We start from the raw sequence: 15,610 nt of genomic DNA on the forward strand, positions 1-15,610 counted from the left end.
CAACCAAGCAATCCGAGAAGGTGGAGATCCATGCCAGGCGTCGTGCTCGTCGGGGCCCAGTGGGGCGATGAGGGCAAGGGAAAGGCAACGGACCTCCTGGGCTCCCGCGTCGACTACGTGGTCAAGTTCAACGGTGGTAACAACGCGGGGCACACCGTCGTCATCGACGACGAGAAGTACGCCCTGCACCTGCTGCCGTCGGGCATCCTGTCGCCCGGCGTGGTGCCGGTCATCGCCAACGGCGTGGTGGTGGACATCGAGGTCCTGTTCGAGGAGCTCGACGCGCTGATCGAGCGCGGTGTGGACGTGTCCCGCCTGCTGGTCTCGGGCAGCGCCCACATCATCGCGCCGTACCACCGCACCATCGACAAGGTGACGGAGCGGTTCCTCGGCAAGCGCCGCATCGGCACCACGGGCCGGGGGATCGGGCCGGCGTACGCCGACAAGACCAACCGCGTGGGCATCCGCATGTGGGACCTGTTCGACGAGAAGATCCTGCGGGCCAAGATCGAGGGATCGCTGGACCAGAAGAACCACCTGCTGGTGAAGGTCTACAACCGGCGCGCCATCACGGTCGACGAGACGCTCGACGAGCTGCTCCAGTACGCCGACCGCCTGCGGCCCATGGTCACGGACACCGCGGTCGAGCTGAACAGGGCGCTCGACGCGGGCAAGAACGTGCTGTTCGAGGCCGGCCAGGCGACGATGCTCGACATCGACCACGGCACCTACCCGTTCGTCACGTCCTCCAGCGCGACGGCGGGCGGCGCGGTGACCGGGTCCGGCGTCGGGCCCACCCGGATCGACTCCGTGATCGGCGTCATCAAGGCGTACACGACGCGCGTCGGCGAGGGGCCGTTCCCCACGGAGCTGTTCGACGACAAGGGCGAGTTCCTCCGCAAGACCGGCGGCGAGTACGGCGTGACCACCGGTCGCGCCCGGCGCACCGGCTGGTACGACGCCGTGATCGCGCGCTACGCGACCCGGATCAACGGGCTCACCGACATCGTGCTCACCAAGCTCGACGTGCTCACCGGCATGGAGAAGGTCCCGGTCTGCGTGGCCTACGACGTCGACGGCGTCCGCCACGACGAGATGCCCACCGACCAGACGGCGTTCCACCACGCGAAGCCGATCTACGAGGAGCTCGACGGGTGGTGGGAGGACATCTCCCGGGCGCGGTCCTTCGACGACCTGCCGAAGAACGCCCAGGCCTACGTGAAGGCGCTCGAGGAGATGTCGGGCACCCGGATCTCCGCGATCGGCGTGGGGCCCAAGCGCGACGAGATCATCCCCGTCCACGACCTCATCCACCAGCGCTGAGAAGGACCTCTGCCACCGTGAAGATCCTCGTCATCGGGACAGGTGCCCGCGAGCACGCCATCGTCCACTCCCTCGACCGGGAGAACGTCTCCGGCACCGCCTCCCACGAGCTGCACGCCGCGCCGGGCAACCCGGGTATCGCCGGCGTCGCCACGCTGCACGAGGTCGACCCGCTCGACGGTGTCGCCGTGGCGGCCCTCGCCGAGCGGCTCGGTGCGGAGCTGGTCGTCGTCGGCCCGGAGGCGCCGCTGGTCGCGGGCGTCGCGGACGCCGTCCGCGCTGCCGGCATCCCGGTCTTCGGCCCGTCCGGCGAGGCGGCCCGGCTCGAGGGCTCCAAGTCGTTTGCCAAGGAGGTCATGGCCGCCGCCGGCGTGCCGACCGCGATGGCGCACGTGTGCACCGACGTCTCCGAGCTCGAGGCGGCGCTCGACGCCTTCGGCGCCCCGTACGTGGTGAAGGACGACGGCCTCGCGGCCGGCAAGGGCGTGGTCGTCACCGACGACCGCGCGGCGGCCCTCGCCCACGGCGCGGCCTGCCTGTCCCACGACAACGGCCGGGTGGTGGTCGAGGAGTACCTCGACGGCCCCGAGGTCTCGCTGTTCTGCGTGTGCGACGGCACCACGGTGGTCCCGCTGGTCCCCGCGCAGGACTTCAAGCGTGTCGGGAACGACGACGAGGGCCCCAACACGGGCGGCATGGGTGCGTACACCCCGCTCGGCTGGGCGCCGTCCGGTCTCGTGGACGAGGTGCTGAGCCGCGTGGCCCAGCCCACGGTCGACGAGATGGCCCGCCGCGGGACGCCCTTCTCCGGGGTGCTCTACGTGGGGCTCGCGCTCACCAGCCGCGGCACCCGCGTGGTCGAGTTCAACGCGCGCTTCGGCGACCCGGAGACCCAGTCCGTGCTGGCCCGGCTGGCGACGCCGCTGTCCGAGGTGCTGCTCGCGGCGGCCCGCGGCGTGCTCGCCGACCTGGAGCCCCTGCGCTGGCGCCCCGAGGCGTCCGTCACCGTGGTCGTCGCGTCCGAGGGCTATCCGGCGTCGGCCCGGTCGGGCGACCCGATCACGGGCATCGAGGACGCCGAGTCGCTCCCCGGGGTGCACGTGCTGCACGCCGGCACCGGGCTCTCCGAGACCGGCGAGCTGGTCAGCGCGGGCGGCCGCGTGCTGTCCGTCGTGGCGCTGGGCACCGACCTGGCGGACGCCCGCCGTCGGGCCTACGAGGGCGTGGCGCGGATCGAGCTCAAGGGTTCGCACCACCGCACGGACATCGCGCTGAAGGCCGAGCGCGGCGAGGTCACCGTCCCCTAGCACGGCATCCGTGCCGGACGCCGTCGCGCGCCTCACCGCGCCACGCCCGACTGACTCACCCGCTCCGGATGACGCGAGTCAGCCGGGTGGTCCGACCATGCCCCTGACTCGACGCAAGCCGTGCGCCGAGTCAGGGGCCTGGTCCGCCCGTCTCGCTGCGCGTCGGCGTCATCTCCGCGAAACTCGGGTGGCGTTAACATCGCGGCTTCGTCGAGAGGGGAGTGGTCGTGGCTGAGCGCGTCACGTTCGAGAGCACCACGGGGCCGCGCCTCGCGGGCATCATCGACCGGCCGGACGGCGAGGTGCGGGGCTGGGGAGTGTTCTCCCACGGGTTCACGCTGGGCAAGGACTCGCCGGCCGCGGCGCGGATCTGCAAGCAGCTCGCGATCGAGGGCATCGGGATGCTGCGCTTCGACAACCTGGGCCTGGGCGACTCCGAGGGCGACTGGGGTGACGGCTCGTTCACGCACAAGGTGGCCGACACGGTGCGGGCCGCCGAGTTCATGGCCGACCACGACATGCCGGTGCACCTCCTCGTGGGGCACTCCTTCGGCGGCGCGGCGGTGATCGCCGCTGGCGCCGACGTCCCGGGCGTGCAGGCGGTCGCGACCATCGGCGCCCCGGTCCAGCCGCGGCACGCGGAGCACAACTACGACGCCGTCCTGGGCCGGGTGTTCGACGACGGCCACGCCCAGTGGATGGTGGGCGGCCGCGCGCTCACGCTCAAGCGGCACTTCGTCGAGGACGTCCGGCGGGCCGAGCTGCGCTCGAAGATCCGCGAGCTGGGCTCCCCGCTGCTCGTGATGCACTCGCCGACGGACAGCACCGTGGACATCTCGAACGCCGGGGAGATCTTCCGGGAGGCCCGGCACCCCCGCTCGTTCGTGTCCCTGGAGGGCGCCGACCACCTGCTCACCGCGCCGGGCCAGGCGAAGCGCGCCGCCCGGATCATCAGCGCCTGGGCGGACCAGTACCTGACGGCGTGAGGCCCCTGCGGCTCACGGCCGCAGCGCCGCCCGGCCCCGCGTCAGCGTGTCCGGCGTCGAGCGGTGGCCGCAGAAGGCGAGCGCGTAGAGGAACGTGACCACGACGGCGAGCAGGAGCACCTCGCCGCCGTCCTCCAGCGAGCTGAGCAGCACGTGCCAGACGCCGCGGTTCGTCGTGAACCCGTGCACGGCGTCGATCCCCACCCCGCACACCACCAGCAGCGCGAGGAGCGCCGTGAGCACGCGGGACGACGCGCGCCACTCGGGTGCCGCCCAGCGGTAGGAGACGGTGACGGCGGTCAGCAGCACGCCCCCGACGAACGCGAGCCAGACGATCTCGCCGACCGGCTGCCCGTACGGGTACGGCACCGTGACGTTCGCCGAGACCACCTTGGCCATCCGCTCGTGCAGCATGAGGTAGTCGTCGGCGAGCAGCACGGCGAACACCGCCCCCCACGCGGCGAGCACCGCCTGGCGGTGCGCGACGGCGAGATACAGGGCGAGCCCGGCCGCCCACGCGGTGAAGACGTACCCGACCACCTCGGGCACGCTGCGCTCCATCGCGAACCGGAAGCCGGGCCACTCGGGGATCCCCAGGAACGAGTGCGACAGGAAGATCACGTTGAGGCCGAGGGCCACCGTGACCAGCATGCCGAACAGGCCGGCGACAGGTCGGTGCTCCAGCCCGAGGGCGACGGCGGCTCGCGTGTGCACGTGTGGTTCTCCTCGACTTGGTCTCGCGGACGCGCACACGCTCTCCTGGCCGGATGAGGCGGTGAGGAGATCGCGATGAGAGTTCTCTCATCAGGCGTTCTCCGGTCCGGACGACGCGCGCGGGGGCAGCGCGGCGCAGGTCACTGTCCACGGACGGCGAGGCACCCCGCCGCGCAAGTAGACTCTTCCCGGAATTCCCTCACCTTCAAGGAGCCTTCGTGGGACGCGTCGTCGTCGAGGTCATGCCCAAGCCCGAGATCCTGGACCCCCAGGGCAAGGCTGTCGTCGGAGCGCTGCCGCGCCTCGGCTTCACCCAGTTCTCCGGTGTGCGTCAGGGCAAGCGGTTCGAGCTCGAGGTGGACGGTGAGGTGACACCGGAGATCCTCGCCGCCGCTCGGGAGGCTGCGGCCACCCTGCTGTCCAACCCGGTGATCGAGGACGTTGTCTCGGTCTCCGATGCCGCCGCGGTCCCGGGTGAGGCGACCGGCACCCCGGTGAGCGCCTGATGGCGGCCACCGAGCCGGCGTCGGCCGCCGCGGCCGCCCCCGGGATCGCCGGCGCCCGGATCGGCGTCATCACGTTCCCCGGGACGCTCGACGACCGCGACGCGGTGCGCGCCGTGCGTCTGGCCGGCGCCGAGGCGGTCTCGCTCTGGCACGCTGACGAGTCGCTCCAGGACGTCGACGCCGTGGTGCTGCCCGGCGGGTTCTCCTACGGTGACTACCTGCGCGCGGGCGCGATCAGCCGGTTCGCGCCGGCGATGTCCGCCGTGGTCGACGCCGCCAAGGGCGGCATGCCGGTGCTCGGCATCTGCAACGGCTTCCAGGTCCTCACCGAGGCGCACCTGCTGCCGGGCTCGATGGTCAAGAACGACCACCTGCACTTCGTGTGCCGGGAGCAGTCGCTGATCGTCGAGAACGCGCGCACCGCCTGGACCAACGAGTTCCGCCGCGGACAGCAGATCACGATCCCGCTGAAGAACCAGGACGGCCAGTTCGTCGCCGACGAGCGCACCCTCGACGAGCTCGAGGGCGAGGGCCGCGTCGTCTTCCGGTACGACGGCTGGAACCCGAACGGGTCGCGCCGCGACATCGCGGGCATCAGCAACGAGCGCGGCAACGTGGTGGGGCTCATGCCGCACCCGGAGCACGCGGTCGAGGCCGGCTTCGGCCCGGCGTCCGCCGAGGGGCCGCGCGCGGGTGTGGACGGCCTGACGTTCTTCACGTCGGTGCTGTCCTCCCTGGTCCACGCGTGACCACCGGTCAGGTCCGGGCGGGCGGGCATGGCCGCTGAGGTTCTCGCGGGTCTCACGATCGAGACGGTCGGCTGGGACCACGCGGACGCCGTCCGCCTGCGCGCGGAGCAGCAGCACGAGATCGACCTGCGGTACGCGCAGCCGGGCAGGCCGTCGACGACGGGCCCCGACGGCGCCCCCGTGCCCGACCCGCGCGACCAGGTGGACCCGTCGAACGTGTTCGCGACCCTGCTCCTGCGGGTCGACGGCGAGCCGGCCGGGCATGCCGCGCTGCGCGACCTGTCGGGTCGCGACGACTACCAGGGCGGCCTGCACCCGGACGGGACGTCCGAGGTCAAGCGCGTGTACGTGGCGCCGGGCTTCCGCGGGCGCGGGCTCTCCCGCACGCTGATGAACGCCGCGGAGGACGTCGCCCGCGACGCCGGCGTGCGGCACCTGATCCTGGAGAGCGGGCTGATGCAGCCCGAGTCGCTCGGGCTGTACCTGCGGCTGGGGTACGACCCGGTCGAGTCGTTCGGCGTGTTCTCGGACGAGCCGGGTTCGCGGTGCTTCGGCAAGTGGCTGGTCCCGGCCGACGGTTCGCCGCAGAGCGCCCCGGCCGCGGGCCCTGGATCCGCGGCGGGCGCGGCGCCGGCCCTCGAGCTCCACGAGGTGCCCTGGGACGATCCCGGTGCCGCCGCCCTGCGGCGCGCCATGTGGGCGTTCCACCAGGAGCGTTACCCCTCCATGGTGCCCGACGTCGAGGCGCGGGGCGGCTACGACGTCGTCGACGCCGAGCGCGGACGCGCGGCCCTGGCCACGTTCGTCGCGACCCTCGACGGGCGGCCGGTCGGCTGCGCCTCGGTCGCCGCGGCGCCCATCGGGCCGGAGCATCTCACGAGCGACCCGTTGCGCGGTGTCGCGGGGCTCACCGCCGCCTCGGCCGAGGCGGCGGACTCCCGTGGGTTCGAGATGCGGAACGTGTTCGTCGACCCGGCCGCCCGGCGCGCGGGCGTCGCCACGGCCCTGGTGCGCCAGATCGAGGCCGAGGGCCGACGCCGGGGCGGGCTCGCGCTCTACCTCGGCACGGGCATCCGGCAGCCGGAGGCGCTGCGGCTCTACGTGAAGCTCGGCTACCGGCCGGTGCTGCCGTACCCGCCGCACGACCCGGACAACCCCGTGCTCCTCTTCCTGGGCAAGCCGCTCTGACCCTCGCGCCGGCCGGGCGCCCGGGAGAGGTCGGACAGCGGAGGAGGTAACGCTGAGATAGCACTGCTAGCTCAGCGTTACCTCGTTGGCGGTATCACGTGCTCCTGGAGGTCGCGGGAGAGACGTGACCCGTGGGCGCGCGTAACGCACAGGTAGCACTGCTAGCTGAGTGTTACCTTCTCGGCGGCGTAGCGGTCTCCCCGGAGGCTGCCCGGGGTCCAGGGTCGGCGCCGGCGGTCAGTTCTCGGGCCGGCCGCGCAGGTACTCCAGCTGCGCCCGCACCGACGACCGGGCCGCCGGCAGCACCGACGCGTCGACGTCGGCGTACACCGCGCCGGTGACGGCGTCCAGGATCGGCTCCGGGAGCGGGGCACCGGCGTCCGGCAGCGTCACGCCGAGGGCGGTGAGCGCGGAGCGCACCTGGCCCAGCCGCTCCGTTCGGTGCTCGCGGTACGCGTGCACCACGGCGCGCAGGTCCGGGAGCACGGGTCCGTGCCCGGGCAGCCCCGGCACGGGGTCGGGCAGATCGAGCGCGCTCAGCCGGTCCAGCGACGCCAGGTACTCCCGCAGCGAACCGTCCGGCTCGGCGAGCACGGTGGTGCCGCGGCCCAGCACCGTGTCCCCGGTGAGCACCACGGAGGACGTGCCGTCCGACACCACGAGGCAGACCGAGTCCGCCGTGTGGCCCGGCGTGGCCAGCACCTCGATGCGCAGGCCCGCCACCTCCAGGACCTCGCCGTCGGCCAGCGGACCCGCGCCCACCCCGCCGGAGCCGGCGCCCCCGTCGCGCTCCGCGCAGAACTCCGGCAGCACCCCGCGCGACGGGGCGCCGGTGAGCTCCCGGAACGTCGCCAGTCCGCCGGTGTGGTCGGCGTGCCGGTGGGTCACGAGCACCAGGTCGACGGGGCCGGCGTCGGCCAGCGCGGCGAGGTGCGGCGTCAGGTCCGGGCCGGGATCCACCACCACGCAGCCCGGCGACCCGGGGGCGCGCAGCACGTACGACCGGGTGCCGTCGAGCGTCATCGGGCCCGGGTTGTCAGCCCGGAGCATCCTCGCAAAGGGGGTAATGAGGTCCACCGAATCACCCTATCCAGCGGTCAGCAGCGCTTGTGCCCTGCGGGGCTGCGGTGTGTGATCGGTAAATCACCTCCCAATGAAGAGAGGAATATCTCAGATGTCCGCCATCTCAGGCGCGGCGCAGCACTACCGCGTCCGCAGAACACCGGCACTCATCTCCGTGGCGGCTCTCGCCGCCACGACTCTGTTCGTACCCCCTCTGGCCACCCGCGCCGCCCCGGCCCCCGAGGCCGTCGTGAGCGCGGACCCCGTCACGTTCGTCGACGACGGCGCCGCCGCGACGGTCACCGTCACGGTCGAGGCCGCCGACGGCGCCGCCCTCTCCGGGCCCGTCACGGTCGGCTGGCGCACCGGCTCCGGCACGGCCACCGCCGACGCCGACTACGCCGCCACCTCCGGCACCCTCGAGTTCCCCGCCGGCACACCGTCCGGCACCGAGCGGACCGTCCGGATCGCCACCCGCGCCTCGGACTCCGGCGAGACGGCGGAGACCGTGCCCGTGACCCTGGAGTCACGGGACGCGCGGGTCTCGCGCCAGCCCGCCGTCGTCGTGCGGGCGCACGGTCTGCCCTATCTGGACCCGCGCCTGTCCACCAAGAAGCGTGTCGCCGACCTCCTGAAGCGCATGACGCTCGCGGAGAAGGTCGGGCAGATGACGCAGGCGGAGCGCGCGAACGTCACGAGCGACCCCGCGATCATCACGGAGCTCGGCCTCGGCTCGGTGCTCAGCGGCGGCGGATCGACGCCCGCCGAGAACACGCCCGAGGCCTGGGCGGACGCGATCGACGGCTTCCAGACGCAGGCCCTCGCGACGCGGCTGCAGATCCCGCTGATCTACGGCGTCGACTCCGTGCACGGGCACGGCAACCTGAACGGCGCGACGATCCTGCCCCACAACATCGGGCTCGGCGCCACGCGCGACCCCCTGCTCGTCGCGCGGGCCGAGCGCATGGTCGCGTCCGAGACGCGCGCGACCGGCATCCCGTGGACGTTCGCGCCCTGTGTGTGCGTGGTGCGCGACGACCGCTGGGGCCGCACGTACGAGTCGTTCGGGGAGCACCCCGCGCTCGCGAGCGTGCTCGGCGCGGCCGCCGTGACCGGCTTCCAGGGCAAGGACCTGGACAGCAGCACGTCGGTGCTCGCGACCGCCAAGCACTTCGCGGGCGACGGCGACACCACCTTCGGCACCGGCGAGGGCGACTACACGATCGACCAGGGCATCACCGAGCAGAGCCGGCGGCACGTCGAGCAGGTGGACCTGCCGCCGTACGTGGCGGCGCTCAAGGCCGGCGTCGGCTCGGTCATGCCGAGCTTCTCCAGCATCGACTGGACCGACGACGGCCTCGGCAACCCCGTGAAGATGCATGCGAACCGCGAGCTGGTCACCGGGTGGCTCAAGCAGAAGCAGGGGTTCGACGGCTTCGTGATCAGCGACTGGCAGGGGATCCACCAGATCCCGCCGCTCGCGGCCGACTCCCCGACCACCGGCCAGATCGTCACCGGCGTCAACGCGGGCATCGACATGTTCATGGAGCCGTCGCAGTTCGAGCGGTTCCACACGCGGCTGCTCGCCGCGGTCCAGGACGGGCAGGTCGGCGAGAAGCGCATCAACGACGCCGTGTCCAGGATCCTCGCCGCCAAGTTCGAGCTGGGTCTGTTCGAGGAGCCGTTCGCGGACCGGTCCAACGCCGACGACATCGGTTCGGCGGAGCACCGGGCGATCGCCCGCAAGGCCGTCGCCGAGTCGCAGGTGCTGCTCAAGAACAGCCACCGCGCCCTGCCGCTGGACGACGACGAGAGCATCTACGTCGCGGGCCGCAACGCCGACGACCTGGGCAACCAGGCCGGCGGCTGGACCGGCACGTGGCAGGGGTTCTCGGGCGACGTCACGGCGGGCACCACGATCCTGGAGGGCATCCAGGCGGCGGCCGACGACGTCACGTTCAGCGAGGACGCCTCCGCGCCGACCGACGGCGCCGACGTCGGCGTCGTCGTCGTCGGCGAGACACCGTACGCCGAGGGGTTCGGCGACGTCGGCGGGCCCGAGTGGGCCTGGGACCCGGCCGACGGCGGGGTCCCCCGCGAGGAGAAGTCGATGTCGCTGCAGCCCGGCGACGCCGCGGTCGTGGAGAAGGTCTGTGCCGAGATCCGGACCTGCGTGGTCCTGGTGGTCTCGGGGCGGCCGCAGGTGCTCACCGACCAGCTCCGGTCGATCGACGCGCTGGTCGCGTCGTGGCTGCCGGGCACGGAGGGCGCCGGCGTCGCGGACGTGCTGTTCGGCGAACGGCGGTTCACCGGCAGGCTGTCGGTCTCGTGGCCGCGGTCGGCCGACGACCCGGTGGTGAACGTGGGCGACCGGGACTACGACCCGCTGTTCCCGTTCGGCTGGGGCCTGTCGACGGGCGGCCGCACGTCGCACCTCGACGAACAGCGGCTCGAGCTGCAGGACGCGGTGCTCGACCCGGCCACCGGCGTCCCGCCGGCGGCATCGAAGGCGATCGCGACGTCGGACGTGGCGCTCCTGGAGGGCCACGAGTCCCTGGCGACCCGGATCCTCACCAGGGCCGGTCGCTGACGAGGCGCTGAGATCTGGTGGTCGCGCCGAGATCTGGCGGCGCGCCACCAGATCTCGGCGCAGCCGCCAGATCTCGACGGCCTACCCTGCCGCGGACAGGGCCTGGGTGACGTCCTCGATGATGTCCTGGACGTCCTCCAGGCCCACCGAGAGGCGGACCGTCGTCTCCGCGATGCCGACGGCGGCCCGGCCCGGCGCGCCCAGCTTGCGGTGCGTGGTCGTCGCGGGGTGGGTGATCAGGGACTTCGCGTCGCCGAGGTTGTTCGAGATGTCGACCAGCCGCAGGGCGTCGAGGAACGCGAACGTGTGCCGCTTCGCGGCGTCGTCGTCCATGCCCCCGGGGACCGCCAGGTCGAACGTCACGACCGTGCCGCCGCCGCTCATCTGGGACCGCGCCAGGTCGGCCTGCGGGTGGGAGTCGAGGAACGGGTAGCGCACGGTGCCCACCGCGGGCAGCTCCTCCAGGGCGCGCGCCACGGCGAGGGCGCTCGCGCTCTGAGCCGCCACGCGCACCGGCAGCGTCTCCAGGCCCTTGAGCAGGGTCCACGCGTTGAACGGCGCCAGCGATGGCCCGGTGTTGCGGATGAACGTCTGCACGGGGCCGGTGATGTACTCCGTGGAGCCGAGGATCGCGCCGCCCAGCACGCGCCCCTGCCCGTCGATGTGCTTGGTCGCCGAGTAGACGACCACGTCGGCACCCAGCTCCAGCGGCTTCTGCAGCAGCGGGGTGGCGAACACGTTGTCGAGCACCACCGTCGCCCCGGCGGAGTGCGCCAGGTCCACGACGGCGCGGACGTCCACGATGTCCTGCATCGGGTTGGACGGCGTCTCGAAGAACACCACGTCCGCGGGTGTCGAGAGCGCCTCCTCCCACTGGGACAGCACGTGCCCGTCCACGTAGTCGGTGCGCACACCCCACTTCTTGAAGATCTCCTCGAAGATCACCACCGAGGACCCGAACAGCGCCCGGGCGGCCACGATCCGGGAGCCCGACTCCACGAGCGCGGCCAGCGACGTGAACACCGCGGACATGCCGGTCGCGGTCGCGTAGCAGGCGTCGGCACCCTCGAGCTGGCGCAGCCGCTCCTCGAAGGTGTGCACCGTCGGGTTGCCGTAGCGCGAGTAGACGAACCGGTCGACGTCGCCCTTGAACGCGGCCTCGGCCTCCGCGGCGTTGTCGTAGACGTAGCCCTGCGTGAGGAACAGCGCCTCGCTGGTCTCCTGGAACTCGCTGCGCTGGTGGCCGCCGCGCACGGCGAGCGTCGCCGGGCGGACGCCGTCGGGAAGCGGCTTGCGGCCGGAACCGCCGGGGTTCGCGTCCGGCGGGAACGCGCCGGTGACGGTCACGCGGGGCCCGCCGTCCACGGCAGCCCGGCGACCTTCCAGCCCTGCTGGTCGCGGACGCCGTCGGCCCCGGGCGCGCCCTCGAAACCCTCCAGCACGTTGTACGACGGCGCGATGCCCGACGCCGTGGCGAGCCGCGCCGCCGCGATCGAGCGCTGGCCGGAGCGGCACAGGAAGACGATGGGCCCGCCGGAGACGCCGGCCGCCCGGAGCTCCTCCAGGAACCGCGGGTTGGGCACGCCGCCGGCCTGGACCCACTCGGTGAACACGGGCTGCTTCTCCAGCGATGCCGTGTCCGGGATGCCGATCGTGCGCCACTCGCCCTCGGTACGGACGTCCACGAGCGTGGCGTCCGGGTCACCGGAGAGCAGGTCCCAGGCCTGCTGGGGCGTGATGTCGCCGGCGTAGCCGTCGGCCGGTCGTGCTTCGACGCGCGCGGGGTCGCTCATGATGCTCCTCCATCGGTCGTGGCGGTAGCACCCTCGTCCGTTCTCCGCGGCTGCGGGGAACGCTGGGTTGCTGCGGCGTCGTCGTGCCACGTCACTCGGCCGCTCGGGATGGTCGTTGCCAACCCTACGACATGGTGTCCGGTGGGTGGAACAGTGTCTCGACAGGCAATCCGACCAATCTGGTCGGGAAATCGCTTTTCGGTACGGTGGCGGCGATGCCAGGGCACGAGGAGCCGCTGACCGGCGGCACCATGAACGCGGTGGTGCGCGTGGGCGACACGGTGCGGCGGACCGCCGGGCCGTGGACGCCCACGGTCCACGAGTACCTGCGCCACGTGCGGGGCCGGGGCATCACGGAGGTGCCTGAGCCCTTCGGGCTCGACGAGCGGGGGCGCGAGGTCGTCTCGTTCCTCCCTGGCGACGTCCCGGGCTGGCCGGCCCCGGAGTGGCTCTGGTCCGAGCGGAACCTGCGCGACGCCGGGCGCCTCCTGCGCCGGCTCCACGACGCGTCCCTCGACCTCGACCTGCCGGACGCCGTCTGGCGGCTGCCCGCCCGCGAGCCGGCCGAGGTGATCTGCCACAACGACGCCGCGCCGTACAACATGGTGTTCCGCGCGGGCCGGCTCGTCGGGCTCATCGACGTGGACACGGCGTCGCCCGGGCCTCGCGTGTGGGACGTGGCGTACACCGCGTACCGCATGGCCCCGTTCGCGGGCGACGCGTTCGCCGGGGTGACCTACGACGTCGGGCACCTGGACCCGCCGGCCCGGCTGGACGCGCTGGTCGCCGCGTACGGGGCCGGCTGGTCGAGTGCCGACGTGCTCCGCACGATGGCGGAGCGACTCACGGAGCTCGCCGCGTTCAGCGAGGCCAGGGCCGACGACGGCGGGTCCGCCGAGCTGCGCGACCACGCCGCCATGTACCGCTCGGACGCCGCCCGCGTCGCCGGCCTCGCGACTCGCGCGACCCGACCGGATCGTGGGACCAGCATCTGAGACGTGCGTTGACAGGAGTTTTGCCCGCAGCACAGGATGGCCGCAGGTCATGAGCGCCAGCGTCAAGCCCCGGCTCGCTGGCCGGCAACCCTCCCTCCGCGGTGGGGTGCCCCGGGTGACGACCAGGCCGCGCGCAGCCCGCGTGCGGCAAGCGCGGGGGAACCTCCCCCAGGACTGTGCTGGAGGACGCCATGTCTGCTCCCACCCTCAGCCGTGCCACCGCGGTGACCGATCTCGCCCCGCTGCGCCCTGTCGTCGGCGGCGGCACGCTCGTCCCGCTCGTGGACGGCACGCGGGTCTCGTACGCGAACCTCGACGTCGCCGCGTCCGCCCCGGCCCTGCAGGCCGTCGCCGACCGTGTCACCCAGGTGCTGCCCCTGTACGCCAGCGTGCACCGCGGTGCGGGCTACCTCTCCCAGGTGAGCACGGCGCTCTACGAGACCGCGCGCCGCACCGTCGGCGCGTTCGTCGGCGCCCGCGAGGACGACCTGACGATCATCACGCGGAACACCACCGACTCCCTCAACCTCCTCGCCGGCTGCGTCCCCGCGCAGCCCGACGGCGAGCCCGGCCGCGTGCTGGTGCTCGACGTGGAGCACCACGCGAACCTGCTGCCCTGGCAGCGCACCACCGGCGCGACCGTGCTGACCGGCGGTGCCACCGTGGCCGAGACCGTCGCCCAGATCCGGGAGGAGCTGGCCGACGCCGCCGCGGACCATCCGTTCGCCCTCGTGGCCCTGACCGGCGCCTCGAACGTGACCGGCGAGTCCCTCCCGATCGCCGAGATCGTCGCCGTCGCCCACGAGTTCGGGGCGCGCGTGGCGCTCGACGGCGCCCAGCTCGTGCCGCACCGCCGCATCTCGCTGGAGTCCACCGGCGTGGACTACCTCGCCTTCTCCGGCCACAAGACCTACGCCCCCTTCGGCGCCGGTGTGCTGGTGGGCCGCCGCGACTGGCTCGACGCGGGTACGCCCTACCTCGCGGGCGGCGGCGCCGTCCGGCGCGTGCGGGTGGGCGGCACCGACTGGCACGAGGGGCCCGCCCGCCACGAGGCAGGCTCCCCCAACGTGATCGGCGCGGTGGCGCTCGCGGCGGCCTGCGAGGAGCTGGCGGCGCTCGACGCCGCCGAGGTCGTGGCCCACGAGAACACCCTGCGCCGCCGGCTCGTGTCGGGGCTCGAGGCGATCGACCGTGTCGAGGTCGTGCGGGTCTGGGCCGACGCCGTCGACCCCGTGGGCGTGGTGACCTTCACCGTGACCGGGTACGACCCGGGCCTCGTCGCCGCGTACCTGTCCGCGGAGCACGGCATCGGCGTCCGGGACGGCCGCTTCTGCGCGCACCCGCTGCTCGGCCGGCTCGGGTTCGACGCCGGAGCGGTGCGCGCCTCGGTGGGCGTCGGCACCGCGGGCGAGGAGGTCGAGCGCCTGATCGCCGCCGTCGGCCGCCTGGTCGAGGAGGGTCCGCAGGCCGGGTACGACGTGGTCGACGGGCTGTGGGTCGTGACCGACGACCCGCGTCCGGTGCCCGAGGGCTCCGGTCTCGCGGGCCTGCTGGCCACGGCCGCCCTGGGCTTCGACGAGGCCTTCGGCTGCCTCCCGGACGAGGACTGAGCTGTCAGACGTACAGGTCACCCGGGTGACCTGTACGTCTGACAGCTAGAGGGCGAGGGCCACGCAGATGCCGCCCATCGTGAGGTCCAGGCCGATGCACCACAGCGCGAGCGACCGGTTGACCACGACGTCACGGCGGTAGTGCACCACGTCCCACCCAGCGTGCGCGGCGAGGGCGAGGCCCGCGAGGGCCAGCCCGAGCCGCGGCTCCAGGAACAGGGCCACCGTCGCGACGCCGAAGAAGCCCGCCATCGCGACGGCCTGCGGCCACGTCGCACGGCGTCCGCGGGCCAGGCCGATGCCGGTGAGGACCAGCCCCACCAGGACGAACGCGACCCAGCGCGGCGTGTCCAGCAGCTCGGACGCGACGGGGATCACGGACGCCAGGAACGCGACGAGCCAGGCCGTCCAGCGGACGCCGGTCACGGCGGCGGCCAGGTAGCACAGGGTCGCGACGCCGATCGCGGTGGTCGGGTCCTCGGCGACCGCGTCCTGCCAGGTGCCGTCGACGATCGCCGTCCCGCCGACCAGCAGGCCGAAGCCCGTGAGCACGCCGAGCACGATCCAGGCGGTGTTGGTGGGCCAGGTCCCCGTCCACCGGCTCGGCCGCGCGGGGACAGTCTTCCCGAACGTCTCGGTCATGGTCCCGTGCTCCCTGTCCCGGCGCTTCGGCGCCGTCCTGGTTGGATACCCTCTAGGGGTACCCAACCACGCCGCCGCCGAGGCGCGGAACCACATTCGGCCACGACCGAACCCCGTGTCAGACGTACAGGCCCCTCTGGTGACC

14 protein-coding genes and 1 riboswitch are annotated in these 15,610 nt (G+C 73.1%); of the genes, 9 read left to right on the forward strand and 5 right to left on the reverse strand.

What is annotated here, in order from left to right:
• Positions 1-30: 30 nt before the first annotated feature.
• From QRN56_RS05985 to QRN56_RS05995, 3 genes are all read left to right on the forward strand, one after another.
• The gene (locus QRN56_RS05985; protein ID WP_285101875.1) at positions 31-1,323 is read left to right on the forward strand and encodes an adenylosuccinate synthase; all 1,293 of its coding nucleotides are present in this window, start codon (positions 31-33) and stop codon (positions 1,321-1,323) included.
• Between the two features lie 17 nt (positions 1,324-1,340).
• Positions 1,341-2,630, forward strand: a complete 1,290-nt coding sequence (purD, locus tag QRN56_RS05990; protein ID WP_285101876.1) for a phosphoribosylamine--glycine ligase — start codon at positions 1,341-1,343, stop codon at positions 2,628-2,630.
• Positions 2,631-2,857: 227 nt separating this feature from the next.
• A complete protein-coding gene (locus QRN56_RS05995; protein ID WP_502928752.1) occupies positions 2,858-3,616 on the forward strand; it encodes an alpha/beta hydrolase family protein in 759 nt (252 codons plus the stop codon).
• A 12-nt stretch (positions 3,617-3,628) separates the two neighbouring features.
• Here QRN56_RS05995 and QRN56_RS06000 read toward each other — a convergent pair whose 3' ends face one another.
• On the reverse strand, positions 3,629-4,330 hold the full coding sequence (locus QRN56_RS06000) for a DUF8692 domain-containing protein (RefSeq protein WP_285101880.1): 702 nt from the start codon (positions 4,328-4,330) through the stop codon (positions 3,629-3,631).
• Positions 4,331-4,548: 218 nt separating this feature from the next.
• On the opposite strand from QRN56_RS06000, the gene purS reads away from it, so the two are divergent.
• Genes purS through QRN56_RS06015 form a run of 3 tightly spaced genes read left to right on the forward strand, consistent with a single transcriptional unit; the run spans position 4,549 to position 6,773 of the window.
• Positions 4,549-4,836, forward strand: a complete 288-nt coding sequence (gene purS / locus QRN56_RS06005) for a phosphoribosylformylglycinamidine synthase subunit PurS (protein ID WP_285101882.1) — start codon at positions 4,549-4,551, stop codon at positions 4,834-4,836.
• Positions 4,836-5,585 carry a phosphoribosylformylglycinamidine synthase subunit PurQ gene (gene purQ / locus QRN56_RS06010; protein ID WP_285101883.1) on the forward strand — a complete coding sequence of 250 codons (750 nt, stop codon included), beginning with the start codon at positions 4,836-4,838 and terminating at the stop codon, positions 5,583-5,585. Before purS ends, purQ begins: the two co-directional genes overlap by 1 nt.
• A gap of 27 nt (positions 5,586-5,612) precedes the next feature.
• Complete coding sequence (locus tag QRN56_RS06015; protein WP_285101884.1) at positions 5,613-6,773, forward strand: GNAT family N-acetyltransferase; 1,161 nt, start codon at positions 5,613-5,615, stop codon at positions 6,771-6,773.
• A 237-nt stretch (positions 6,774-7,010) separates the two neighbouring features.
• Here QRN56_RS06015 and QRN56_RS06020 read toward each other — a convergent pair whose 3' ends face one another.
• The gene (locus tag QRN56_RS06020) at positions 7,011-7,823 is read right to left on the reverse strand and encodes an MBL fold metallo-hydrolase (protein ID WP_285101930.1); all 813 of its coding nucleotides are present in this window, start codon (positions 7,821-7,823) and stop codon (positions 7,011-7,013) included.
• Positions 7,824-7,947: 124 nt separating this feature from the next.
• Here QRN56_RS06020 and QRN56_RS06025 point away from each other — a divergent pair, with 124 nt between their 5' ends.
• Positions 7,948-10,425 (forward strand): glycoside hydrolase family 3 protein, encoded by a 2,478-nt coding sequence (locus tag QRN56_RS06025; RefSeq protein WP_285101885.1) that lies wholly within the window; start codon positions 7,948-7,950, stop codon positions 10,423-10,425.
• An 81-nt stretch (positions 10,426-10,506) separates the two neighbouring features.
• On the opposite strand, the gene QRN56_RS06030 is transcribed toward QRN56_RS06025, so the two are convergent.
• A complete protein-coding gene (locus QRN56_RS06030; RefSeq protein WP_285101886.1) occupies positions 10,507-11,772 on the reverse strand; it encodes an O-succinylhomoserine sulfhydrylase in 1,266 nt (421 codons plus the stop codon).
• On the reverse strand, positions 11,769-12,218 hold the full coding sequence (locus QRN56_RS06035) for a rhodanese-like domain-containing protein (RefSeq protein WP_285101888.1): 450 nt from the start codon (positions 12,216-12,218) through the stop codon (positions 11,769-11,771). The genes QRN56_RS06030 and QRN56_RS06035 overlap by 4 nt, the downstream gene beginning before the upstream one ends.
• A 215-nt stretch (positions 12,219-12,433) precedes the next feature.
• On the opposite strand from QRN56_RS06035, the gene QRN56_RS06040 reads away from it, so the two are divergent.
• Positions 12,434-13,213 (forward strand): phosphotransferase enzyme family protein, encoded by a 780-nt coding sequence (locus QRN56_RS06040; protein ID WP_285101889.1) that lies wholly within the window; start codon positions 12,434-12,436, stop codon positions 13,211-13,213.
• Between the two features lie 45 nt (positions 13,214-13,258).
• Positions 13,259-13,373: riboswitch (SAM riboswitch) on the forward strand.
• 31 nt (positions 13,374-13,404) lie between these two features.
• Positions 13,405-14,823 carry an aminotransferase class V-fold PLP-dependent enzyme gene (locus tag QRN56_RS06045; protein ID WP_285101890.1) on the forward strand — a complete coding sequence of 473 codons (1,419 nt, stop codon included), beginning with the start codon at positions 13,405-13,407 and terminating at the stop codon, positions 14,821-14,823.
• A gap of 45 nt (positions 14,824-14,868) precedes the next feature.
• Here QRN56_RS06045 and QRN56_RS06050 read toward each other — a convergent pair whose 3' ends face one another.
• A complete protein-coding gene (locus QRN56_RS06050) occupies positions 14,869-15,465 on the reverse strand; it encodes a hypothetical protein (RefSeq protein ID WP_285101891.1) in 597 nt (198 codons plus the stop codon).
• Between the last annotated feature and the right edge of the window lie 145 nt (positions 15,466-15,610).

It is taken from the genome of Promicromonospora sp. MEB111 (assembly GCF_030209445.1).
GTDB lineage: Bacteria > Actinomycetota > Actinomycetes > Actinomycetales > Cellulomonadaceae > Promicromonospora.